17 protein-coding genes are annotated in these 19,686 nt (G+C 36.0%); 13 read left to right on the top strand and 4 right to left on the bottom strand.

Annotated elements, in window-relative coordinates; all coding sequences use genetic code 11:
- Positions 1–45 precede the first annotated feature (45 nt).
- The 10 genes from AVL50_RS27250 to AVL50_RS27205 all read left to right on the top strand — a co-directional run bounded on the left by AVL50_RS27250 (position 46) and on the right by AVL50_RS27205 (position 12,440).
- Positions 46–981, top strand: a complete 936-nt coding sequence (locus tag AVL50_RS27250) for an NAD(P)-dependent oxidoreductase (protein WP_062620370.1) — start codon at positions 46–48, stop codon at positions 979–981.
- 291 nt (positions 982–1,272) lie between these two features.
- Positions 1,273–2,067: an RNA ligase family protein gene (locus tag AVL50_RS27245; RefSeq protein ID WP_063850944.1), complete on the top strand. Its 795-nt coding sequence runs from the start codon at positions 1,273–1,275 to the stop codon at positions 2,065–2,067.
- A complete protein-coding gene (locus AVL50_RS27240; RefSeq protein ID WP_253764328.1) occupies positions 2,051–3,199 on the top strand; it encodes an AAA family ATPase in 1,149 nt (382 codons plus the stop codon). The genes AVL50_RS27245 and AVL50_RS27240 overlap by 17 nt, the downstream gene beginning before the upstream one ends.
- A 4-nt stretch (positions 3,200–3,203) precedes the next feature.
- Positions 3,204–4,001, top strand: coding sequence for a bifunctional 2-polyprenyl-6-hydroxyphenol methylase/3-demethylubiquinol 3-O-methyltransferase UbiG (locus AVL50_RS27235; RefSeq protein WP_062620369.1), 798 nt, complete (start codon positions 3,204–3,206; stop codon positions 3,999–4,001).
- A gap of 93 nt (positions 4,002–4,094) precedes the next feature.
- Positions 4,095–5,171 carry a hypothetical protein gene (locus AVL50_RS27230; RefSeq protein WP_062620367.1) on the top strand — a complete coding sequence of 359 codons (1,077 nt, stop codon included), beginning with the start codon at positions 4,095–4,097 and terminating at the stop codon, positions 5,169–5,171.
- 81 nt (positions 5,172–5,252) lie between these two features.
- Complete coding sequence (locus tag AVL50_RS27225; protein ID WP_172826933.1) at positions 5,253–6,104, top strand: outer membrane beta-barrel protein; 852 nt, start codon at positions 5,253–5,255, stop codon at positions 6,102–6,104.
- A gap of 208 nt (positions 6,105–6,312) precedes the next feature.
- Positions 6,313–6,702, top strand: a complete 390-nt coding sequence (locus tag AVL50_RS27220) for a hypothetical protein (protein WP_062620364.1) — start codon at positions 6,313–6,315, stop codon at positions 6,700–6,702.
- A 200-nt stretch (positions 6,703–6,902) separates the two neighbouring features.
- The gene (locus AVL50_RS27215; protein WP_062620362.1) at positions 6,903–8,177 is read left to right on the top strand and encodes a TolC family protein; all 1,275 of its coding nucleotides are present in this window, start codon (positions 6,903–6,905) and stop codon (positions 8,175–8,177) included.
- Between the two features lie 18 nt (positions 8,178–8,195).
- On the top strand, positions 8,196–9,317 hold the full coding sequence (locus AVL50_RS27210) for an efflux RND transporter periplasmic adaptor subunit (protein WP_062620361.1): 1,122 nt from the start codon (positions 8,196–8,198) through the stop codon (positions 9,315–9,317).
- A gap of 30 nt (positions 9,318–9,347) precedes the next feature.
- Positions 9,348–12,440: an efflux RND transporter permease subunit gene (locus AVL50_RS27205; protein ID WP_062620360.1), complete on the top strand. Its 3,093-nt coding sequence runs from the start codon at positions 9,348–9,350 to the stop codon at positions 12,438–12,440.
- A gap of 151 nt (positions 12,441–12,591) precedes the next feature.
- Here the strand turns inward: AVL50_RS27205 and AVL50_RS27200 are convergent, their stop codons facing one another.
- Positions 12,592–14,439, bottom strand: a complete 1,848-nt coding sequence (locus AVL50_RS27200) for a PAS domain-containing sensor histidine kinase (RefSeq protein ID WP_172826932.1) — start codon at positions 14,437–14,439, stop codon at positions 12,592–12,594.
- Between the two features lie 188 nt (positions 14,440–14,627).
- The gene (locus tag AVL50_RS27195) at positions 14,628–15,209 is read right to left on the bottom strand and encodes an AraC family transcriptional regulator (protein WP_063850941.1); all 582 of its coding nucleotides are present in this window, start codon (positions 15,207–15,209) and stop codon (positions 14,628–14,630) included.
- A 145-nt stretch (positions 15,210–15,354) separates the two neighbouring features.
- Between AVL50_RS27195 and AVL50_RS27190 the strand changes: the two genes are divergently transcribed.
- Positions 15,355–16,635, top strand: coding sequence for a peptidase U32 family protein (locus AVL50_RS27190; RefSeq protein WP_253764327.1), 1,281 nt, complete (start codon positions 15,355–15,357; stop codon positions 16,633–16,635).
- A gap of 16 nt (positions 16,636–16,651) precedes the next feature.
- The gene (locus tag AVL50_RS27185) at positions 16,652–16,885 is read left to right on the top strand and encodes a ferredoxin (RefSeq protein WP_062620355.1); all 234 of its coding nucleotides are present in this window, start codon (positions 16,652–16,654) and stop codon (positions 16,883–16,885) included.
- A 469-nt stretch (positions 16,886–17,354) separates the two neighbouring features.
- On the opposite strand, the gene AVL50_RS27180 is transcribed toward AVL50_RS27185, so the two are convergent.
- Together AVL50_RS27180 and AVL50_RS27175 are read right to left on the bottom strand one after the other, a co-directional pair.
- The gene (locus tag AVL50_RS27180) at positions 17,355–17,756 is read right to left on the bottom strand and encodes a hypothetical protein (protein WP_157491602.1); all 402 of its coding nucleotides are present in this window, start codon (positions 17,754–17,756) and stop codon (positions 17,355–17,357) included.
- A 175-nt stretch (positions 17,757–17,931) separates the two neighbouring features.
- On the bottom strand, positions 17,932–18,441 hold the full coding sequence (locus tag AVL50_RS27175) for a DUF2391 family protein (protein WP_062620351.1): 510 nt from the start codon (positions 18,439–18,441) through the stop codon (positions 17,932–17,934).
- Positions 18,442–18,652: 211 nt separating this feature from the next.
- Between AVL50_RS27175 and AVL50_RS27170 the strand changes: the two genes are divergently transcribed.
- Positions 18,653–19,636 (top strand): AraC family transcriptional regulator, encoded by a 984-nt coding sequence (locus AVL50_RS27170; protein ID WP_062620350.1) that lies wholly within the window; start codon positions 18,653–18,655, stop codon positions 19,634–19,636.
- The last annotated feature ends 50 nt before the right edge of the window (positions 19,637–19,686 follow it).

The following is a 19,686-nucleotide window of genomic DNA, read 5'->3' as shown; positions in this document are numbered from 1 at the left end:
AGGGATTATCATATTCTAACATAATATACGTTTAATAAATGTCTTATGACAAAAGTTTTAATCATAGATAAACTCCACGAATCAATTTTTTCAATCTTTGATTCCGCTAATATTGAATATACTTACACTCCTGACATTACACCCGCAGAAGTGCCTGATAAAATTAAAGATTATAATGGTCTTGTGCTTAGAAGTAAAATGAAAGTTGGATTGGATCTTTTAGATTTAGCACCCAAACTTCGTTTTATTGCCCGTGCAGGAGCTGGCGTGGATGAAATCGATGAAGAGTATTTAAAAAGACGTCAAATCACTTTACTTAATGCCCCTGAAGGAAACATGGACGCTGTAGGTGAACATACTACTGCCATGTTGCTTTGTTTGATGAATTACCTTCATGTTGGTAACAATGAAGTTCGTCAGAAATTGTGGCAAAGAGAAGAAAACCGCGGTCACGAGTTATCCACAAGAACAGTGGGTATTATTGGCTACGGTCACATGGGACAAGCTTTCGCTAAACGTTTGATTGGTTTTGGTTGTAAAGTATTGGCTTATGATAATGGAAAAGAGAACTATGGTGATGAATACGCTCAGGAAGCTACTTTGGAGCAGATCCAAAACGAGGCCGATGTACTGAGTTTTCACATTCCATTGAATAAAGAAAATAAGCACTTGGTCTCTCAAGATTATTTAGGTGGATTCAAAAAGCCCATTTATCTAATCAACCTTGCAAGAGGTGAAGTGATTCCGTTCTCAACGATTGAATGGGGATTGGATAATGGTAAAATCCTTGCCGCTGGTTTAGATGTTTTAGAAAATGAAAAATTAAATACATTGACAGCAGAGCAAGATCGTATCTTCCAAAAATTAAGTCAAGACAGCAGAGTACTTTTCACCCCTCACGTAGGCGGATGGTCTTTTGAATCGTATGAAAAGATCAGTACTGTATTAGGACGAAAAATTGTGAATTTATTGAATAAGTAAATTCAACAACGGCAGTTCTACCACAATCCCTTCATCATTAAGTCATTAAATGGTGAAGGGATTTTTGTATTTCTCATTTTTTTAGTAAGATTGTATTCCATAATCGAAATATATTCACCTTAAAACATATCTCACGATAAGAGCCATGTAGTTGTTTTCTCGATACCTTCCGTCAATTTCAGCTTTCTTCCTCAGAAGAAGGGCTTTTTGCTATGTAATAAAATTGACTCACAAAATCAGAGAAAACCTTGTTTGCCAAAACAAGAAATACAATTACTACAGATTAAAATCATGGCTTTTTCTAAAAAGTATAATAGGAGTCTGCATGCTCATAGTAGCAAGGGCACGACCTCCGACGATCGCTTTATGCCGAAAGGTTACGTACAAGCGTTTGCTTCATTGCGTCAACTTGTACTGACCGAAAAACTAGATGGGCAAAATAACTGTCTCAGTGAATTAGGCGTATTTGCACGTTCGCATGCCACACCTTCTCAATTGCCTTGGGATAAACCATTAATCGAAAGATGGCAACTGATCAAAAATCAGCTCAAAGGTTTAGAAGTCTTTGGGGAAAATATGTACGGTGTTCATTCCATAGGCTATAAAAAACTGTCTTCTTTCTTTTATGTATTTGGTATAAGAGAAAAGGACCAATGGCTTTCATGGGATGAAGTGAAATTCTATGCGGAAGTATTAGACTTCCCTACAGTTCCTGAGATTGAAATCAACAAACCTTTACCTGCTTTTACGTCAACTTATAAAAATGATGAGGAGGCACTACAAGCATGGATCACTGATCAATTGGGTTGTTCATGGGAAAACTATGTGGATACCGCAGGACAATTGGGCGGTTATGACGTTCACTCACTTCAACCTTGTTGTGAAGGTTTTGTCATTAGAAATGCGGATTCCTTCCCTGCTAATTCTGGTTTATTAGATGTTGCCAATAATGAATTCAGTGACCTCTTCAAATTGGTTCGAGAAAATCATGTTAAAACGGATCAACACTGGGTGAAAAACTGGCAACCGGCAACACTTCAAGATTATCAAACTTATCAATGGCATGCATATGAATACTATAAATAAAGAGTGGACAATTCCGGCTGTTCAGATTAAAACACCAATGGATTGGGAAAGTGTAGAAAGAGAATTTGAATGGCTTTCAGAATTAAAAAATACTCCACAAGATTCGATTTGGCATCAAGAAGGCGATGTATTGACACATACCAAAATGGTGGTGGAAGCACTTTTAAAAATGGATGACTTTAAGGTTTTGGATCATAATGCTCAATACATTCTTTTTCTATCTGCTCTCTTTCATGATATTGAAAAAAGGTCAACAACGACTACTGAAATCATAGACGGGCAAGAGAGAATTGTTTCACCTAATCACGCTAAAAAAGGAGCTCAAACTGTAAGATCCCTCCTATTCGAACAGTACAATACACCTTTTGAGATCAGAGAACATATTTCAAACCTAGTACGACTGCATGGTTTACCACTTTGGGCAATTGACAGAGAAGACCCGACAAAAGAAGTGATCAAGTCGAGTTTGATGACCAATAACAAATGGTTGAGTATGCTGGCGAGGTCTGACGTTTTGGGTAGAATTTGTGAAGACAAAGAAGAGATCCTTTATAAGATTTCGCTTTTTGAGGAATTGTGCAAAGAGCAACACTGCTGGGATAAGCCTTATGCTTTTGCTTCAAATTATGGAAGGTTCCTTTATCTCAATAAACCGGAAATTGCCCCTTTCTATCATCCCTTTGAAGATCTAAAGTTTGAAGTGATTCTCCTTGCTGGTTTGCCTGGAGTGGGGAAAGATACTTTTATCCAACATCACTTTGAAGATTACCCTATGGTTTCTTTGGATAACATTCGCAGAGAACATCAATTTGACCCTACGAATTCCAAACACAATGGTAAAGTCATTCAATTGGCCAAAGAAGAAGTCAAAGTCTTGTTAAGAAAAAAGGAATCTTTTGTCTTCAACGCTACCAACCTTACTTCTGATTTAAGACAGAAATGGATCAGCCTGTTTCTTGATTATAAAGCAAAGGTGAGAATCATTTATCTTGAAAAACCACTGAAAGAAATTCTTCAGCAGAATAATCAGAGAAAATGGGTAGTACCTGAAAAGGCGATTTTAAAGCTCAGTAAAAAAATAGATATACCTCAACACCATGAGGCACACGAAATAGAATACATAACACAATAAACAAATGGAATTTAAAAAAGAATTTGAAGCCAATAAGAAACAATGGAATGCCCGAGTGGAAGGGCATGTGGCTTCTAAAATGTACGATGTAGAAGGTTTCATGAAAGGTGAAACTTCTTTGAAAAAAGTGGAACTTGCCGGTTTGGGTGATATTAAAGGGAAAAGAATTCTTCACCTTCAATGCCACTTTGGATTGGATACGCTATCATTAGCTCGATTAGGAGCTGAGACAGTGGGGCTGGATATTTCTGACACTGCTATTGATAAGGCCAATGAGATAAGAGATGAATTGGGTCTCAATGCCTCTTTTGTCTGTTCTAACCTCTATGATATCAGAGATCACCTTTCTACAGAAGAAAAGTTTGATATGGTATTTGTCTCTTACGGCGCCGTATGCTGGTTGCCTGACTTAAAAGAATGGGGAAATATCATTGATGATTACCTCGTAGAAGGCGGTGAGTTTTATATGGTGGAAATGCACCCTTATATTTATACTCTAAACTGGGATACCTTCAAACCGGAATACAATTACTTCAACAAAGAAGTGTATGAAGAAATGGTAGAAACAAGTTATGCAGGAGATACACCTCTTAACATGCCGGAATATTTCTGGATTCATTCCTTACAGGAAATGATGGCTCCTTTCCTTTCTAAAGGTTATCAATTGAAAACTTTCCAAGAGCATAATTATCAAACGTATGACTGTTTTGATGATATGGTTGAAAAAGAAGAAGGAGAATATACTTTCAGAAAGCTTGAAGTGGATATTCCTTATATGATTGAATTAAAGTTCAAAAAATAAGAAAATACATCTCCATATACCCTACTTAATTTTTATTTTTAAGTAGGGTATTATTTATGTATCCGTTTTTTAATCACTAACTAGAATATTTTCATGGCTAATTCTGTTCAAAAAAACGCTATTAAATGGAATGAGGTAATCAGTCTGATCTGTCTCAATATCGGCATTCTGATCAGTTGGATTGCCTACCAAGAATACCAACCACACTTACTGCATAAATTCAATTTAGAATCATTGGGTGGTGTCTTGACTTATGCAAAAGCCATCATTGTAGTTTTTGTCCCCATTCTGTCTGGATTAATTGCCGACCGTTTGATTGCAAAGAAGAATAACCGCTTCATTGTTTATATGATTGGTATCAGTTTCACTTCTATGATTTTTATGGTTGTAGCTACAATAATAGGATTAGGCCCATCCTCTTCCATTTCCTCTTTTTTACCTGTGATGATAATACTATGGCTGATCACTATGAACATTTTCATTAGTCCTGCCGCTTCCTATATTGAGTTGTTTGCCCCTATTAATAAATTACCCCTCGTAATGGGAGTAATGACTTTAGTGATGAATATTGTCAGTAGCTTAGAACCCATTATAGTGGCATTAATCAACTTTTTTGGAGATACGCTAACTTTCATTGTTGGAGCAATATTAATCTCTTCAACAGGTTTTATCTTCAAAAAAGTAATGACAAAAGATGTATTAGCACAAGAAGAAAATGTATCCTCTCCCACCTCTAAAAATAATTATACTGTCATTATCACTACTGCATTTTTATTAGGTCTTTGTAAAGCACTTCTCTCAGAATTCATTCCTCAAACAGACATATTGTCTACTATCTCAGGAGGGCACTTTGCATTTCTAATGCTTTCCATTTCCGCTGTTGTAGCCTTTTTACTTTGTTTTATCATTGATATCAATAAATACAAAGTCTATATATTACTAGGAGCATCTTTTCTCATTTTCGGTTCCATCGGTTTGTCATTTTTCAATGATTTCACTTTTCTATTTATTGGAGGAAGCGTATTTATAGCTGTGGGGTATAGTATACTTCAAGTATTAGGTTTACCGCTGACAATTTTATTTTCAAGGAAAAAAGCTTTGACTTTTAACGTGGGTCTTTTCATTGGTATCAGTGAAATAGGTGATGGCATATTCGAGATCCTACTTTAATTTAAATCGCTTTTTTTCAGCATGTTACATGAATATCCTATATTTGTAGAAATTTACTCAAAGCACTTCACTAATCAACGAATGATGAAAAAGATTTTTTTTACTTTTATCTGCTTTACTTATGTCACTTTCAGTTTTGCCCAAGACCTTATTGTTACTGTAGGAAATGATTCCATCAGTTGTAAAATTGATGAAATCTATAACGATCATATTTACTTTAACTTAGAGCACAAAAAAGAATTGAAATCTTCTTTGCTGCCTTTGAATCGTGTGACTTATTATGAGTATGGTTTTTATAATCCTCACACAATTACAACCTCAAGTCCAACAAAAAAGCCCTTGCCTAAATTCCGTTTTAGCATAAACGGCGGTATGTCCTACAGGCTTTCACCTGTAGATAATAGTTTAGGACCACAGCTAAAATCTCACTTTGATGCCCTCAAATTAGGTTATACATTAGGGGCCAATGCTTCTTTCTTTTTCAATGATTTTTTTGGAGTAGGGTTGAAATATTCCTTCGCACATGCTTCTCATGAAGTACAGTTAACGGGTAATACATCCCTCAACGATGTGGTGAAAATGAATTATATAGGACCTAGCTTTATGGCTCGTATTGCCAGTGATAAAAACAATAATGCATTTATCTTTGGCGCTGGCTTTGGTTACTTGAACTATTTGAATCGCTTCAAGCTTACCGGTTATCATCCCGTTACAATTAGTGGAGAAACATTAGGTTTAAATCTTGCTGCGGGTTATGATTTTGATATTAGCGATATATTAGGTGTTGGTATTCAAGTAGATTTAGTATTGGGTTCTTTAACCACAATTCAGATAGAAGAAAATGGTACAATACAAACTATTGAGCTACCTGAAGGCACTTCTGAGGGATTGGATAGAGTGGACTTGACTGTCGCTTTAATCATCAATAAATAAGTTAAGTCTTGAAGGCCGAGGAGAGAACTACCAAACAAATTGAGGAGAAAGCCTACTGACATAAATGTTAAGTAATAGTAGCATTCTTACCTCATAGATGCTACGAATTTTATCACATTTCTATAACAGCTGTTAATATTCTTAATGGTCTCTTAAATTCTTACGTATTGTTGAAAAGGAGAACTATTATTGTGTAGTTAAAAAATTAATGAGAGGATATTTTTCACATAGTGGCATCATCAAAAGCTTAGTGCTGTTAATGGCATTTCACTTACTCAACGTAAGTGTGAATGTAAACGACAGGCTATTGCCAAAACACATGTCCAATGAGATTGAAAGTATTTTCGAATTGGTATCCATGCATCTTTTTGGAGAAGATGCAGCATTGCCTGATAACCCTTCTGGTGAAGATGAAGGACAGGTAATTGTAGGTCAAATCAATATTACTTGGTTCCTTAGTAACCCAAGCATCATAACTCCAGCGTCCCAAGTTGATATTGATGAACTGCCAACGGACGAAAAACTCCCAATCGCTCGTCCATTATTTTATACTTCTCCTTCCTACCCTACAGATACTCCCCCGCCTAAAATGGCATAGTATTATTTTACCGTAATGGCTTTTAAGTAGCTTATAATCAATTTATAGCTTCTTTCTTTACACGCCTCTACTTACGGTTTTTTCATGTCTTTTCAGAAGACATTCCCTATTCAATATTTTATGTTTATCAACTTTCTACAGATCTGTTCTGTTGGTAAGTCATGATACCTTATTCATTATTATTATTTAGGTATAATACTATGTACAAGTATTTTATTGGTTTAATGTTATGCATTTTAAGCCTTACTGCCTCTGCTCAAAATGAGGTAGAAGAAGCCTTAAAAATGCAGTTAACAATACCACAAGCGGAGGAAATCTTCCTTCAAAACAACTTAACTCTAATCGCTGAAAAGCAAAATATAGAAATATCAAAAGCAGAAATCATTCAAGCAAAAGCATGGCCTAACCCTGAGGTTGGAATAGAGATCGCTATGTATGACAATGAGGATAATATCTGGTTCAGAACAGATAGAGAAGCTCAAAGAGTATTCGAAATCTCACAGATGATCGAGACTGCGGGTAAAAGAAAAAAGAGAACCAACGTAGCCAAGATTGAAGCTGAAATCTCAGAGTATGAATTCTACAATACATTGAGAGAACTTCGTACTGAACTTCGCTCTGAATTAGTAGAATTGCACTATGCACAGGAGAAAGCGAGTAGCTATTTAGTAGCGATTGAGCCCGTTGAAAAGTTAGTCGCTGTTTATAAAGAACAATCACAAAAGGGAAATGTATCTAAATCAGAAGTGGTGCGTTTGAAAGCACTTCTGTTGGATGCCAGAAAAGGTTGGCTAGACTTGGTTCAAGAGGCTGCTGATATTGAAGCGAACATTAAAATGCTCTTAAACGTGCAGGCCAATGTGAGTCTTTCTATCACAATTCCTGAATTCAAGCCAAGTGAATCTTTACCCGATCCGACGCTTTGGGCCACACTAGCACAAGATCATAGATTCGATTTCAAAATCGAAAATATTCGTATGAAACAATCAGCGGAGAGTCTTGCGTTAGCCAAAGCTGAGGCGGTACCGGATTTACATTTAGGAACAATGTATGACCGTAGAGGTGCTCACCAAGCAGATTATTGGGCTATCCAAATTGCTTTTGATTTACCAGTTTGGGATAGAAACAAAGGGGGAATTCAAGCGGCTAAAATTCAACAGGAGCAACAACAAGTTCGCTTAAATGAAGCAGAGAAAAACCTTCAGATTGATGTTTACACTGCCGCTCAAAAGTTGAATCAAGTAAGATCGCTTTATGAGCAGTTAGATCCTGAATTGTCTGCGGAAATGGAAGAAGTAATGGGTGCTGTAACCAAAAGTTACCAACACAAGCAGTTGAGCCTTTTGGAATTCATTGACTTCTTTGAAAGCTACCGCGATAACCTTGGACAATGGTACGACACTGAAATGTCCCTATTCCAAGCACAAGAAAATGTCAACTACACGGTTGGCAAAGACATCTATCCTATTCAATAATTCTTAATTCGAAATCACATGAAATCTTTATATAAATTAGTTGCAGGTCTAGTATTCGCTGGAACAATCAGTCTTTCTTTTCATTCATGCTCTACATCAACAGCTAAAACTGAAAACAAAAAAGAAACTACTACTGAGCTAAGCTCAAGTATGAAAAAAATTGTAGCTACTGAAGCAGTTACATCTTCTACACTTTCCAATAAAATCAGATTGACAGGTACTGTTGAGGCATTACCTAACAAACAAATCCGTATTCCTGCTATCGTTTCTGGTAGGGTGACTAACGTGTTGGTATCTATCGGTGATGAAGTCAAAAAAGGACAAGTTTTAGCTAAAATTTACTCTGCTGATATGGCGGAAGTAAAGCAAGAATGGATTGAAGCAAAAGCCAATGTTGACCGTGAGGAAAAAGAATTTGAAGTAGCGAATTCATTATTTGATGCCGGTTTAAGTTCTGCTTTGGAATTACAACAAGCGAAAAGTGAGTTGGAAGCAGCAAAAGCTCAGTTAGAAAAAGTAAATCAAACATTGAAGTTGATGGGTGAGTCAAGCAATGCCACTCACATTGTAAGAGCTCCAATGAGCGGAACAGTCATCGAGAAAAACATTACTGCTAATATGTTATTGCGTGATGATTTTGAAGAGTCAATGTTTACAATTGTCAACTTGAGTGATGTTTGGGTGAAAATCAATGTATTTGAATCGGACTTAAGCAAAGTACAATTAGGTGCTAAAGTAGAAGCGAAAGCAATGGCGTACCCTAACGAAACTTTCACAGGGAAGATCGAGAAAATGAGTAAAATGATTGATCCTGAGACGAAGGTTTTAAGTGCTAGAGTGGCAATGAGCAATGAGGATAAAAAATTACTTCCTAACATGGCAATGAACGTAGTAGTTTACCAAAACTTCGATGAAGAAGTATTGGAAGTGCCAGACAATGCTATCGTATTCCACAACAACAAAGACTATGTTGTTAAGAAAGTTGGTCAGGAATTTAAAGTAGTTCCTGTACAAGTAAAAGGGAACAATGAAGGTAAAGTTTTCATTTCGGGGGATTTAAAAAGTAATGATCGTGTTGTATCAGAGAAGGCTTTATTGCTATTCAATGAGTTAATGGAACAACAACTTGCTAAAAACTAATCCGTCACCAGCTAAAAAACTGTAGAAGAAATGAAAAACTTTGTTCAAAATATCATTAGCTTCTCTCTGAGAAACCGATTCTTTGTGTTCTTTATGACACTGATTCTAATCGTTTCCGGAGTGATTAGCTATCAAAATACGCCTATCGAGGCATTTCCTGACGTTACTAATCCTAGAGTAAGAATTATCTCACAATGGCCTGGTAAGAGTGCAGAAGAATTGGAGAAGTTTGTGACCCTGCCAATTGAGGTAGAGGTTAATTCAACCCCTGGTAAAACAGAAGTCCGTTCGATTTCATTGTTTGGTTTGTCCGTAGTCACTATCGCTTTTGGTGATGATGTGGATGAATTCAAAGCCCGTCAATTGGTGGCAAACAGAATCATGAACGTGGACCTTCCTGATGGTGTTGATTCAGAAATGGAACCTTCTTCTGGCCCTACCGGTGAGATTTTTAGATATACATTAAAATCAGATCATCAATCCGTAAGAGAGTTAAAAACGCTTCAAGACTGGACGATTGAAAGACAGTTGAGAGCCGTACCAGGTATTGCTGATGTAGTAAGTTTTGGTGGTGAAGTAAAAATCTTTGAAGTAAGTGCTGACCCGCATTTGATGTCACAATATGATATTACTGCATTGGAGCTTTATGAAGCGTTAGAAAGAAGTAATGTTAATGTGGGCGGTGATGTAATTGAGAAAAGAAATCAAGCCTATGTTGTCAGAGGGATTGGCCTTTTGAATAATAAAGAGGAAATCGAAAATGTGATCATTGAGCGAAATGGTAATACAACTGTTTTGGTCAAAAATGTAGCGAAAGTACAAGAAACATTTGCTCCTAAATTGGGTATTGTTGGTTTGAATGATGACCCTGATTTGGTGCAAGGTATTGTAGTAATGCGTCGTGGTGAAAACCCAAGTGAGGTAATCGAAAGACTTCAAGTGAAAATTCAAGATCTGAATGAAAGAGTACTTCCTGAGGGAACACAAATCGAACCTTTCTATGATAGAGCCGAGCTAATCGAATACACTACCGACACGGTAATGAAAAACTTGGCTGAAGGTATTTTCTTCGTAGTCATTTTTGTATTACTCTTTATGGCCGATTGGAGAACAACCTTTATTGTCTCCATCATTATACCGCTTTCACTCCTGTTTGCATTAGTCTGTATGAGGATGAAAGGCATGTCTGCCAACCTTCTTTCATTAGGAGCCATTGACTTTGGTATTATCATCGATGGTGCCGTTGTAATGGTGGAAGGACTATTTGTGGTTCTTGATAAACGAGCGAGAGAGCTTGGAATGGAGAAATTCAACAAACTCTCAAAATTAGGTTTGATCAAGTCTGCAGGTTCTAAATTGGGAGCCAATTTATTCTCGTCTCAGTTAATTACAATCCTTGCTTTAGTACCAATTTTCGCGTTCCAGAAAGTGGAAGGAAAAATGTTCTCCCCATTAGCTTATACTTTTGGATTTGCATTACTAGGTGCCTTGATTATGTCACTGACATTGGTACCTGTTTTGGTAAGTGTTCTTTTAAAGAAAAATGTAAGAGAGAAAGAGAATTTCTTCACTCGTTTCATGCAGAAAATGTTCTACGGTGCATTCTCTTGGGCATATAAGCGTAAAAGATTAACAGTGCTATTATCCGGTGCTGTATTGTCAGTAGGTTTATTCTTTGGATCAAGATTGGGTACAGAATTCTTACCTCAGCTAAATGAAGGTGCTATTTATATCAGAGCCTTTATGCCAATCAGTTCCAGCCTGAGTGAGTCGTATGATATGACGCAAAAGCTTAGAAAAACGATTCGTGAAACTCCTGAAGTAAGAGGTGTATTATCTCAAACGGGTAGACCGAATGATGGTACCGACCCAACGGGATTCTTCAATATCGAATTCCACGTAGACCTTTACCCTCAAGATGAATGGGAACGAGGACTATCCAAACAAGAAATCATCACTGAACTCGAAGATAAATTAAACGATTACCAAGGTGTTTCTTTCAACTTCTCACAGCCAATTATGGACAACGTGGAAGAAGCCGTAACCGGTGTGAAAGGTGCTTTAGCCTTGAAAATCTATGGTAATGATCTATTCCAACTGGAAGATCTTGCCAATGAGGCTAAAAACATCATGGAAGGCGTTGACGGTATCACTGACCTTAACGTCATCAAATTAATTGGTCAACCTGAATTACGCATCGATCTGAATCAGGAAAAAATGGCCCTTTATGGAGTCGCTACTGCTGATGCTCAATCCGTAATCGAAATGGCGATTGGTGGTAAAGCCGCTACTCAATTGTATGAAGACGAGAGAAGGTTTGATATCCGTGTTCGTTACCAAGAGGAATTCAGACAAGACTCTGATATGATCGGTCACATCAAAGTACCGACATTAGACGGTGGAATGGTACAATTGGGTGAGATTGCAGATATCACTACGCAAACAGGCCCTGCCTTTGTATACAGAAGTGGTGGTGAAAGATTTGTTGCCATTACCTTCTCCGTAAGAGGCAGAGACTTAGGTAGTGCAGTAGCTGAAGCTCAAGAAAAAGTAGAAGGTACTTTGAACATCAGTAAAGGAATGCACTTCTCATGGGATGGTGAATTTGAAAACATGGAACGTGCTCAAAACCGTTTGATGCAAGTTGTTCCAGTCGTGATGGTCATGATCTTCTTGGTGTTATTGACGACGTTCAATAATGTGAAAGACGCAAGTATCGTGATGATGAACGTACCATTCGCCTTGATTGGAGGTATTCTTGGTTTGACGTTCTTTACAATGAACTTCGGTATCTCAGCCGGTGTAGGTTTTATTGCCTTGTTTGGTATTTGTGTGCAAAATGGTGTACTACTCGTCTCCAAGTTCAAGAGTAATCTACAAGAAGGAATGGGATTGGACGATGCCGTTCACAATGGCGTAAAATCGAGAATTCGTCCGGTATTAATGACCGCAGTGACTGACTTTGTAGGTTTATTACCGGCTTCGATGTCAACGGGAATTGGTTCGGAATCTCAAAAGCCTTTAGCGGTCGTGATTGTTTGGGGTATTCTTACTGCCACAGTCTTAACGCTAATCGTATTCCCAGTATTCTTTAGTATTTTCTATAGTCGCAAAAAGGCATAGTATTTAAACATAAAAAAATTAATTCTAGAGGTACGTTCAGTAGCTTGTCGTACCCTAGTATTAATTTACTTCATTTTATTAAATTAGTTATGATGGTGTAGCCTTTAAACACTTTAAAGCTATTACTTAAGCTACAGACTTCTCCTTTGAGTTAGTTTGTAGCTTTTTCTCTTATTTCTTTAGGAAAAATACTCCACAAGTTCGGAATGGTAATTTTGAATTTTGTTCCTTCATTAAGGATGGATTCTACTGCAATTTCACCTCCCAAACGTTTGACAGCCTCTTTTACAATATACAATCCTAAACCAGAACCATTATTCACATCCGTAGCTCTGTAGAACATATCAAAGATCTTGGTGATATGATCATTTTTAATTCCAATGCCATTATCTTCAATCACCAAAATCAAATCATTGGGTGTTACATTAACCTCCACCTTTATTTCAGGATTGGGCACCAATGTTGTAAATTTATAGGCATTAGAAATTAAATTATTCAGAATAACAGCTAATCTAGATTCATCACAATAGAGGTGGTTTTCCACATTAATTTCTTTCGTGATTTTTACCAGTTTATAATTACTGATAAACTTATATTGCTCTAAAGTCACCTCAATCAAGTCCTGAATATCCACCCTAGTAGGCTTCAATTCCATTCTATTGTTTCTAGAGTAATTCAAAATATCACGAATAAAATCATCCAGCTTCATTAAAGACCTTTGCTGTAATTTCAGGTATTCGTATACTTCCTCCAAAGTAGCTTCCATACTCAATTCAATTAAGCCTAACGCTGAGGTGATTGGAGCTCTTAAATCGTGAGATACTCTGTACACAAAATTATCTAGTTCTTTATTGGCTTTACTCAGCTCTTCATTTCTCTTCATCAAAGTTTCCTCATACTCCTTACGATGAGTGATATCTTTGATAATACCTAAGAAACCAATTGGATCCCCGTATACATCTTCTAAAATACTCGTTCTGACTTCAATCCAAATATATTCTCCGTCTCTTCTTTCTATCTGAAACTCAATATTATTCTGGTCTTTCAAGAAATCATTGACATCCACACTGATGGACTTACTCTTATCTACTCCTTTCAGAATCACATCCAAGGGTCTTCCTAGCAAATAGTTCTTTGGATATCCTGTTAAAGAGATAACGGCATCGTTGATATAAGAGATTTTACCAGAAAGATCTATTACTAGTACACTATCTTGTACCGCCTTAAGAATGGTAGATTGGAAAAATAGCTTTTCGTGATTTTCATGTTGACTCGTAATATCCCTTGCCAAAGCATAAATCACCCTTCTATCTTCATCCAAAGTAGCATCCCACTCCAAATATTTATAATCTCCCCATTTTGTTCTGTATCGATTAATAAACGACCTGATCACTTTTCCATCACATACATCTTGAAACACCTTTATAGTCTCATCTATATCATCAGGGTGTACCCAATTGGAAAAATTATAGGCTTTCAGTTCTTCAATTGAATAACCTAATGTTCTTTCCCAAGACTGATTCATAAACAAGTAGTTTCCAGTGTCTGAATCTGTAATACAACAAAGATTATAAGAATCAGTAAAAAAGGGTTTGAAAGATAAGTTGAAGGAATTATTAACCGGCACCTCTACTTTGGTACTGCTCCTCTTCGTCAAAGCATCCAATAAACCTTCACCAACTAAAGCCACCTGTTCCATTGCAAAATAATCGTATTCGGAATCCCTTGGCTGTACAAAAGACAGCACTCCCAAAACTTTGTTTTTATTAAAGTTTTTAATGGGAAGACAAATAACATCATGGGATTCAATTTGATCAACAACGATTTCTTTATCGTTAAGTACTTTTGTGATTGTTTTTTCCAAAGAAGGCAAGGTTACTTTTTTTCCTTTATCATACCTTGATACACAATGGTATACATCTCCGTAAGCCCCCACTTTACAAAGTACGCTGTAAGTTGACTCTAAATATTCTTGAGCGAAATATAAGAGTGACTCCATACAGTCTTTAATGTTATCATCAGACAATGAGCGTTGTATACGTAATAGGTTATGATAAAATTGATCCTTCTTTGTCATGGGAATAGAAAAAAACTAACCTTTAAAAGCAATGTTATTAGTTAGGTATTAGTTATTAATGATTCAGTACAATTCTTAAGGTACATCACATTTTGATAATTAACAAATGTTTACACCTTTTTACTTAAACAATTTCTCAGGTGTATTGGGTTCATTTTTTTAAAAGAATTTGGCGTCATCCCCGTAGCTTGTTTGAATTTACTTGATAGATACTGTGTACTGTTAAACCCAAGTAAATCAGCTATTTCCTTTACACTTAATTCATCATAAATCAGAAATTCCTTTACTTTTTCAATTTTCTGCTGATTGAGGTATTTTTCAATTGTCACTCCTTCGGTAGAAGAAAATAAATGACTAATTGTTGAATAGTCTCTCTTCAACGTTTCTTCTAACTCAGATGAAAAAGTCCTATTCCACTGTTGTTGTGAAAGGTTTTGAAACTTATCATGAATTAAATTTTTTATTTTCTCTACTAAAATAGACTGTCTGTCATCAAGAATTTCAAATCCAAGATTTTCTAAATCTTTTGTAACATTATCCCTTTGTTCTGGTTGTAAAGGAAGTTGTAAATAAGCGACGCCTAACTCAACACGGTCAACCATAACATCATTTTTATCCAAAATATTCCAAACAGCTTGCACACATCTTGGGCAAACCATGTTTTTAATTCTTAGGGTCAATAGGTCCTTCATTTGTGAATAATTATTGATTTACGAATAGTTTTACATACTATTACGTTGATTATCATAGGTTAAAGGTAAGCTATTTTACGAAAAAAATTGATTAACGATGATTTTCGTCGTATTTTTGCAAACCGAATTTTAAAATAAACATAAAGTGGAGCATAAATTTAAAAAACCTGCAACAAAACGTCCAGTAGAATTAATGGCGCCTGCAGGCGGATTTGACTCAATGATGGCTGCCATCCAAGGTGGAGCCGACTCTATATATTTTGGGGTAGAACAGCTCAATATGAGAGCTCGTGCCTCTATGAACTTCACTCTTGATGATCTTGAGGAAGTGGCTCGCATCTGTAATGAGAATGGCGTAAGATCTTATTTAACACTTAACACAATTATCTATGAGCATGATTTATCAATTATGCGTAGAGTTGTGGATCGTGTAAAGGAGTCTGGTATTACTGCCATCATCGCTTCTGATCAAGCTGTTATTGCTTATGCATTCAGAATCGGTGTTGAAGTACATATCTCAACGCAAGTAAACATTACAAATGCGGAGACAGTACGCTTCTACTCTACATTTGCAGACGTAATGGTACTTTCAAGAGAACTTTCTATGGTTCAAATGAAGACCATCTGTGATACGATCAAAAACGAGAACATCACGGGTCCTTCAGGTGAATTGGTAGAAGTGGAAGTATTTGCTCACGGTGCATTGTGTATGGCAGTTTCTGGTAAGTGTTACTTATCATTGCATACGCAAAACTCATCTGCAAACAGAGGTGCTTGTGTGCAGAACTGCCGTAGAAAGTATAAGGTAATTGACATCGAAGACGGTCACGAATTAGAAATCGACAATGAGTACATCATGTCGCCGGAAGATTTATGTACTATCGACTTCCTAGATCAATTATTGGATACTGGTGTGAAAGTATTGAAAATTGAAGGTCGTGGTAAAGGTCCTGAATACGTGAAGACTGTTGCTCAATGCTACAGAGAAGCTATTGACAGCTACTTCGAAGGTACTTACACAAAAGAGAAAGGTGAGCAGTGGAAAGAGCGTATGACTGAAGTTTACAACCGTGGATTCTGGGGTGGTTACTACCTTGGTCAAGAAATGGGTAAATGGACAGATCAGCACGGTTCTAAAGCCAAAACTAGAAAAGTATTCTTGGGTAACGGTCGTCGTTATTTCAAAAATATTCAAGTGGCGGAATTCCAATTGGAGACTCAAAAAGTAAAAGTAGGTGATCGTTTATTAATTACTGGCCCTACTACTGGTGTGGTAGAAACTGTAGTGGAAGAACTTCACGTCAACGACGAAGGAAAGAAAGAGATGGCGGTAAAAGGCGATACATTCAGTATCAAATTGGATACGCAAATCCGTCCTTCAGACAAATTGTATAAATTAGTGGATGCAGAAACTGTAGAAGCTTAATTCGTCAAAAACGATTATGAGTAAAATTACAATTACGCATCAACGAAATAAATGCATTGGCTGTAACTACTGTGTGGAGTTTGCTCCTGACAGATGGGTGATGTCAAAAAGAGATGGGAAAGCTACTTTGGTGGGTGGAGTCAACAAAAAAGGCTTTTATACTACTAAGGTGAGTCCTATTGAATTAGATGAAAACATCAAGGCAGCTGAGGCTTGTCCTGTAAAAATCATAAAAGTCAAAGAGTTTTAATGAAGGATTTGACGAAATGTAAAGAGGTTGATACCGCACTGGTATCAACCTCTTTTTTTATTATCAAAAACTCATTTCACTGTAAACTAAGTTTTCATCTACTTTCAATCGACCCTTCTAAAAGATTTCTAAGATTCTCCTTCAAGCTTCCTTCTTCTTCATTTTTCCATTGATGAAAAACGAAGCAAAAAATCTAGGCTTAGAAGTCAAAAGCTAAATTCCATTCCTCTCGCCTAAATGATTTTAAACTCGCTTTGCTCAAACAAGAAAATCATTTTTAACGGCTCAATACATGAAATTCTTAACGCTTTTCCCTTCAAGGCCGGGAATCGTACTACCAAACTAAAATGTTAGAAAGCTGACTGGTGCGAATGTTAAGCGATAGCATCATTCGTGTCCTACAAATCATCAGAAATCTCCTGATTTCTAAAACTACAAATAGCTAAAAACTTACTTTACACTGTGTTTTTTATTTTATAAATCGATTAGTTTCAAGATGAAGCACACTCGCTTCAGAACCAAAATAATCTCTAATGTTTAAATGAATTTGATCTAATGACTGACCCAATTGTAATTCATTGAGAAGTTTTATCTCCTTTTTCTCCTTCTGATCAGAAACTGTTGATTGATCTAACCCAATTAAATCTTTTTTCAGTAAATCTATTGATTCCATACTTCTCCAATCATTATGGCCGAATCCATTAATTGAATTAGAAAAACAAATATCTCTTACCAATTTAGATATATGATGATGACTTGTTTCTAAAGAAATTTCCTTGACTAAAGTCTTTTCTTTTGAAGGAAGAATATCTTGTGCATTGATATTGAAAATATTGACAGAAACTAGCAATGAGAAGAATAGCTTTTTCATTTTTATGAGATAATTAGATTGAAAATTTATTACTGTGATATGCAATGAGCATGTTACAAAGATCATGGTTTCATTCATGAATCATTTACATAAAAATGTCAAGCATTTGTATATTCTGGTCTAAAACCAATTGCTACTAAAAATCAAATTTGGTCATAAACTGCACTCTTGACATTTATTCCCCAAACTGATCTGTCAAAGTTGCACTCAGAGATGCCGGAAAAGCACCAATTAAAGTACGTTTTAAGGCTAAATTAAAATCTAAAAACCAAGGACATTTATTGACTACAGTAAGTAATATTCCTACAATCATCACAGATAAAATAAAGGTAGAAAGTATTCTAATTACAAATTCTTTTTTGAATAGCTTAAGTCGCATTTTGTAAGAGGAATAATAAACAAAGCCGGCTATAAATACGATGGATATTACACTTAAAAGGAATGTATTTAGCCACGGTAATTCATCTCCCATAGTCCAAACTTCTTCCGTGAATGCAGTGGGTACCGCCAGAATACTTGCACCTACAATAATTTCCAAAAGGTCATTAATCCTGAATTCAACTTTAAGTGGAATATCAATGGTTCTAAGTATTTTCCCCTGTTCATCCAAAATTTCAAATAGTTCATAAAGCTTTCCATTAATTCTATGAAATTTTCGATTGACACCTTGAATATTGAGTTTCATAATAAATTTATTTCTCTGTTTGTTATTTCAATAATGATGTATCAAAAAGTACTTTTCATTTCTTGAATACACTACAAAGATCTGATTTACAGAAAGGAATCTCTTGATGAAAAAAATTATAGAGTTGTGTGAAATCGTCAACTTTATTTTCTAGAAAAATGCATACGGATACATTTTCTTTGGTATCTTTAATAAGGACAAATTTTTGGAAATGGAAGATAAGTATACGTTTGAGACAAGTGAACATACAGTTCACGGAAGCTATGAGAAATTTGCCAAGGATTTAAAAGGTACTTGGGATGGTGAGGAACTTAATATCGACACAGGTTGGTGTACTTATAAAGGACATTCTTTCTGTTTCTTAGAAGAAATGTATGTAGGTATTTTTGAACTCAATTCTAAAAGACCAATTACCGTAAAATATGAACCTGATGAAGATAAAACTTATATCAGTATACGTATCGGTTTTACAGGATCTTTCTTCAGTAAAGGGGACACCAAAAAATTTCATAATCTGGGCGTATTTATCTACAACTCTTCTCAACAATTTGAGATCGAGCTTCCTTATGGAGCAAAATATGAATACGTTACTATCCGGTTTTCTGTAGACTTTTTCAATCAATTCACACGAGAAAATGCAAACTCTAAAATCAAGGCTCTTTTTCAAAATAACACTCCTTGGTTCCATTACCTCCCGCTTGATGTAGAAATCGAAAACTTTGTACGTACCATTATCGCGAACGTCGATAAAGACAAAAGAAGAGATATTTACTTTTTCAGTAAGGCATTAGATATTGTGGGTATTATCCAAGAAAAATTGGAACATGAGGGTACGAATGTCAAAAAGAACATTCACCCTGAAGACCTCAAAGCAATGATGCAACTAAAGGATGAGTATCTTTCTAATTTTTCTGAACAACCTAACTTATCAGATTTAAGTGATGAGTTTGGTATGAGTATTTCGAAGTTGAATCGAATTTTCAAATCAATTTTTGATCAACCTATTCTTCAATTTTATAAGCAACAAAAGATAGAAGAAGTCTACCGACAAATTATTTATACGGATAAAAGTTTGACGGAGGTTTCAATGGATTTGAATTTCAGTGATAATGCCCATATGAGTAATGTATTTAAAAAATACTATGGCTATGCTCCCTCTGAATTGAAGGAAAAGAAGGATAAAGGAAAGTTATAATAACCACTACTTTACATAAAGAAAACCCTCTTGAATGAAAATGATTATCA

The sequence above is a fragment of the Flammeovirga sp. SJP92 genome, assembly GCF_001583495.1.
Taxonomy (GTDB): Bacteria; Bacteroidota; Bacteroidia; order Cytophagales; family Flammeovirgaceae; genus Flammeovirga.
The sequence above is the reverse complement of the archived record's forward strand: the minus strand, read 5'-3'. Positions and strand labels throughout refer to the sequence as shown.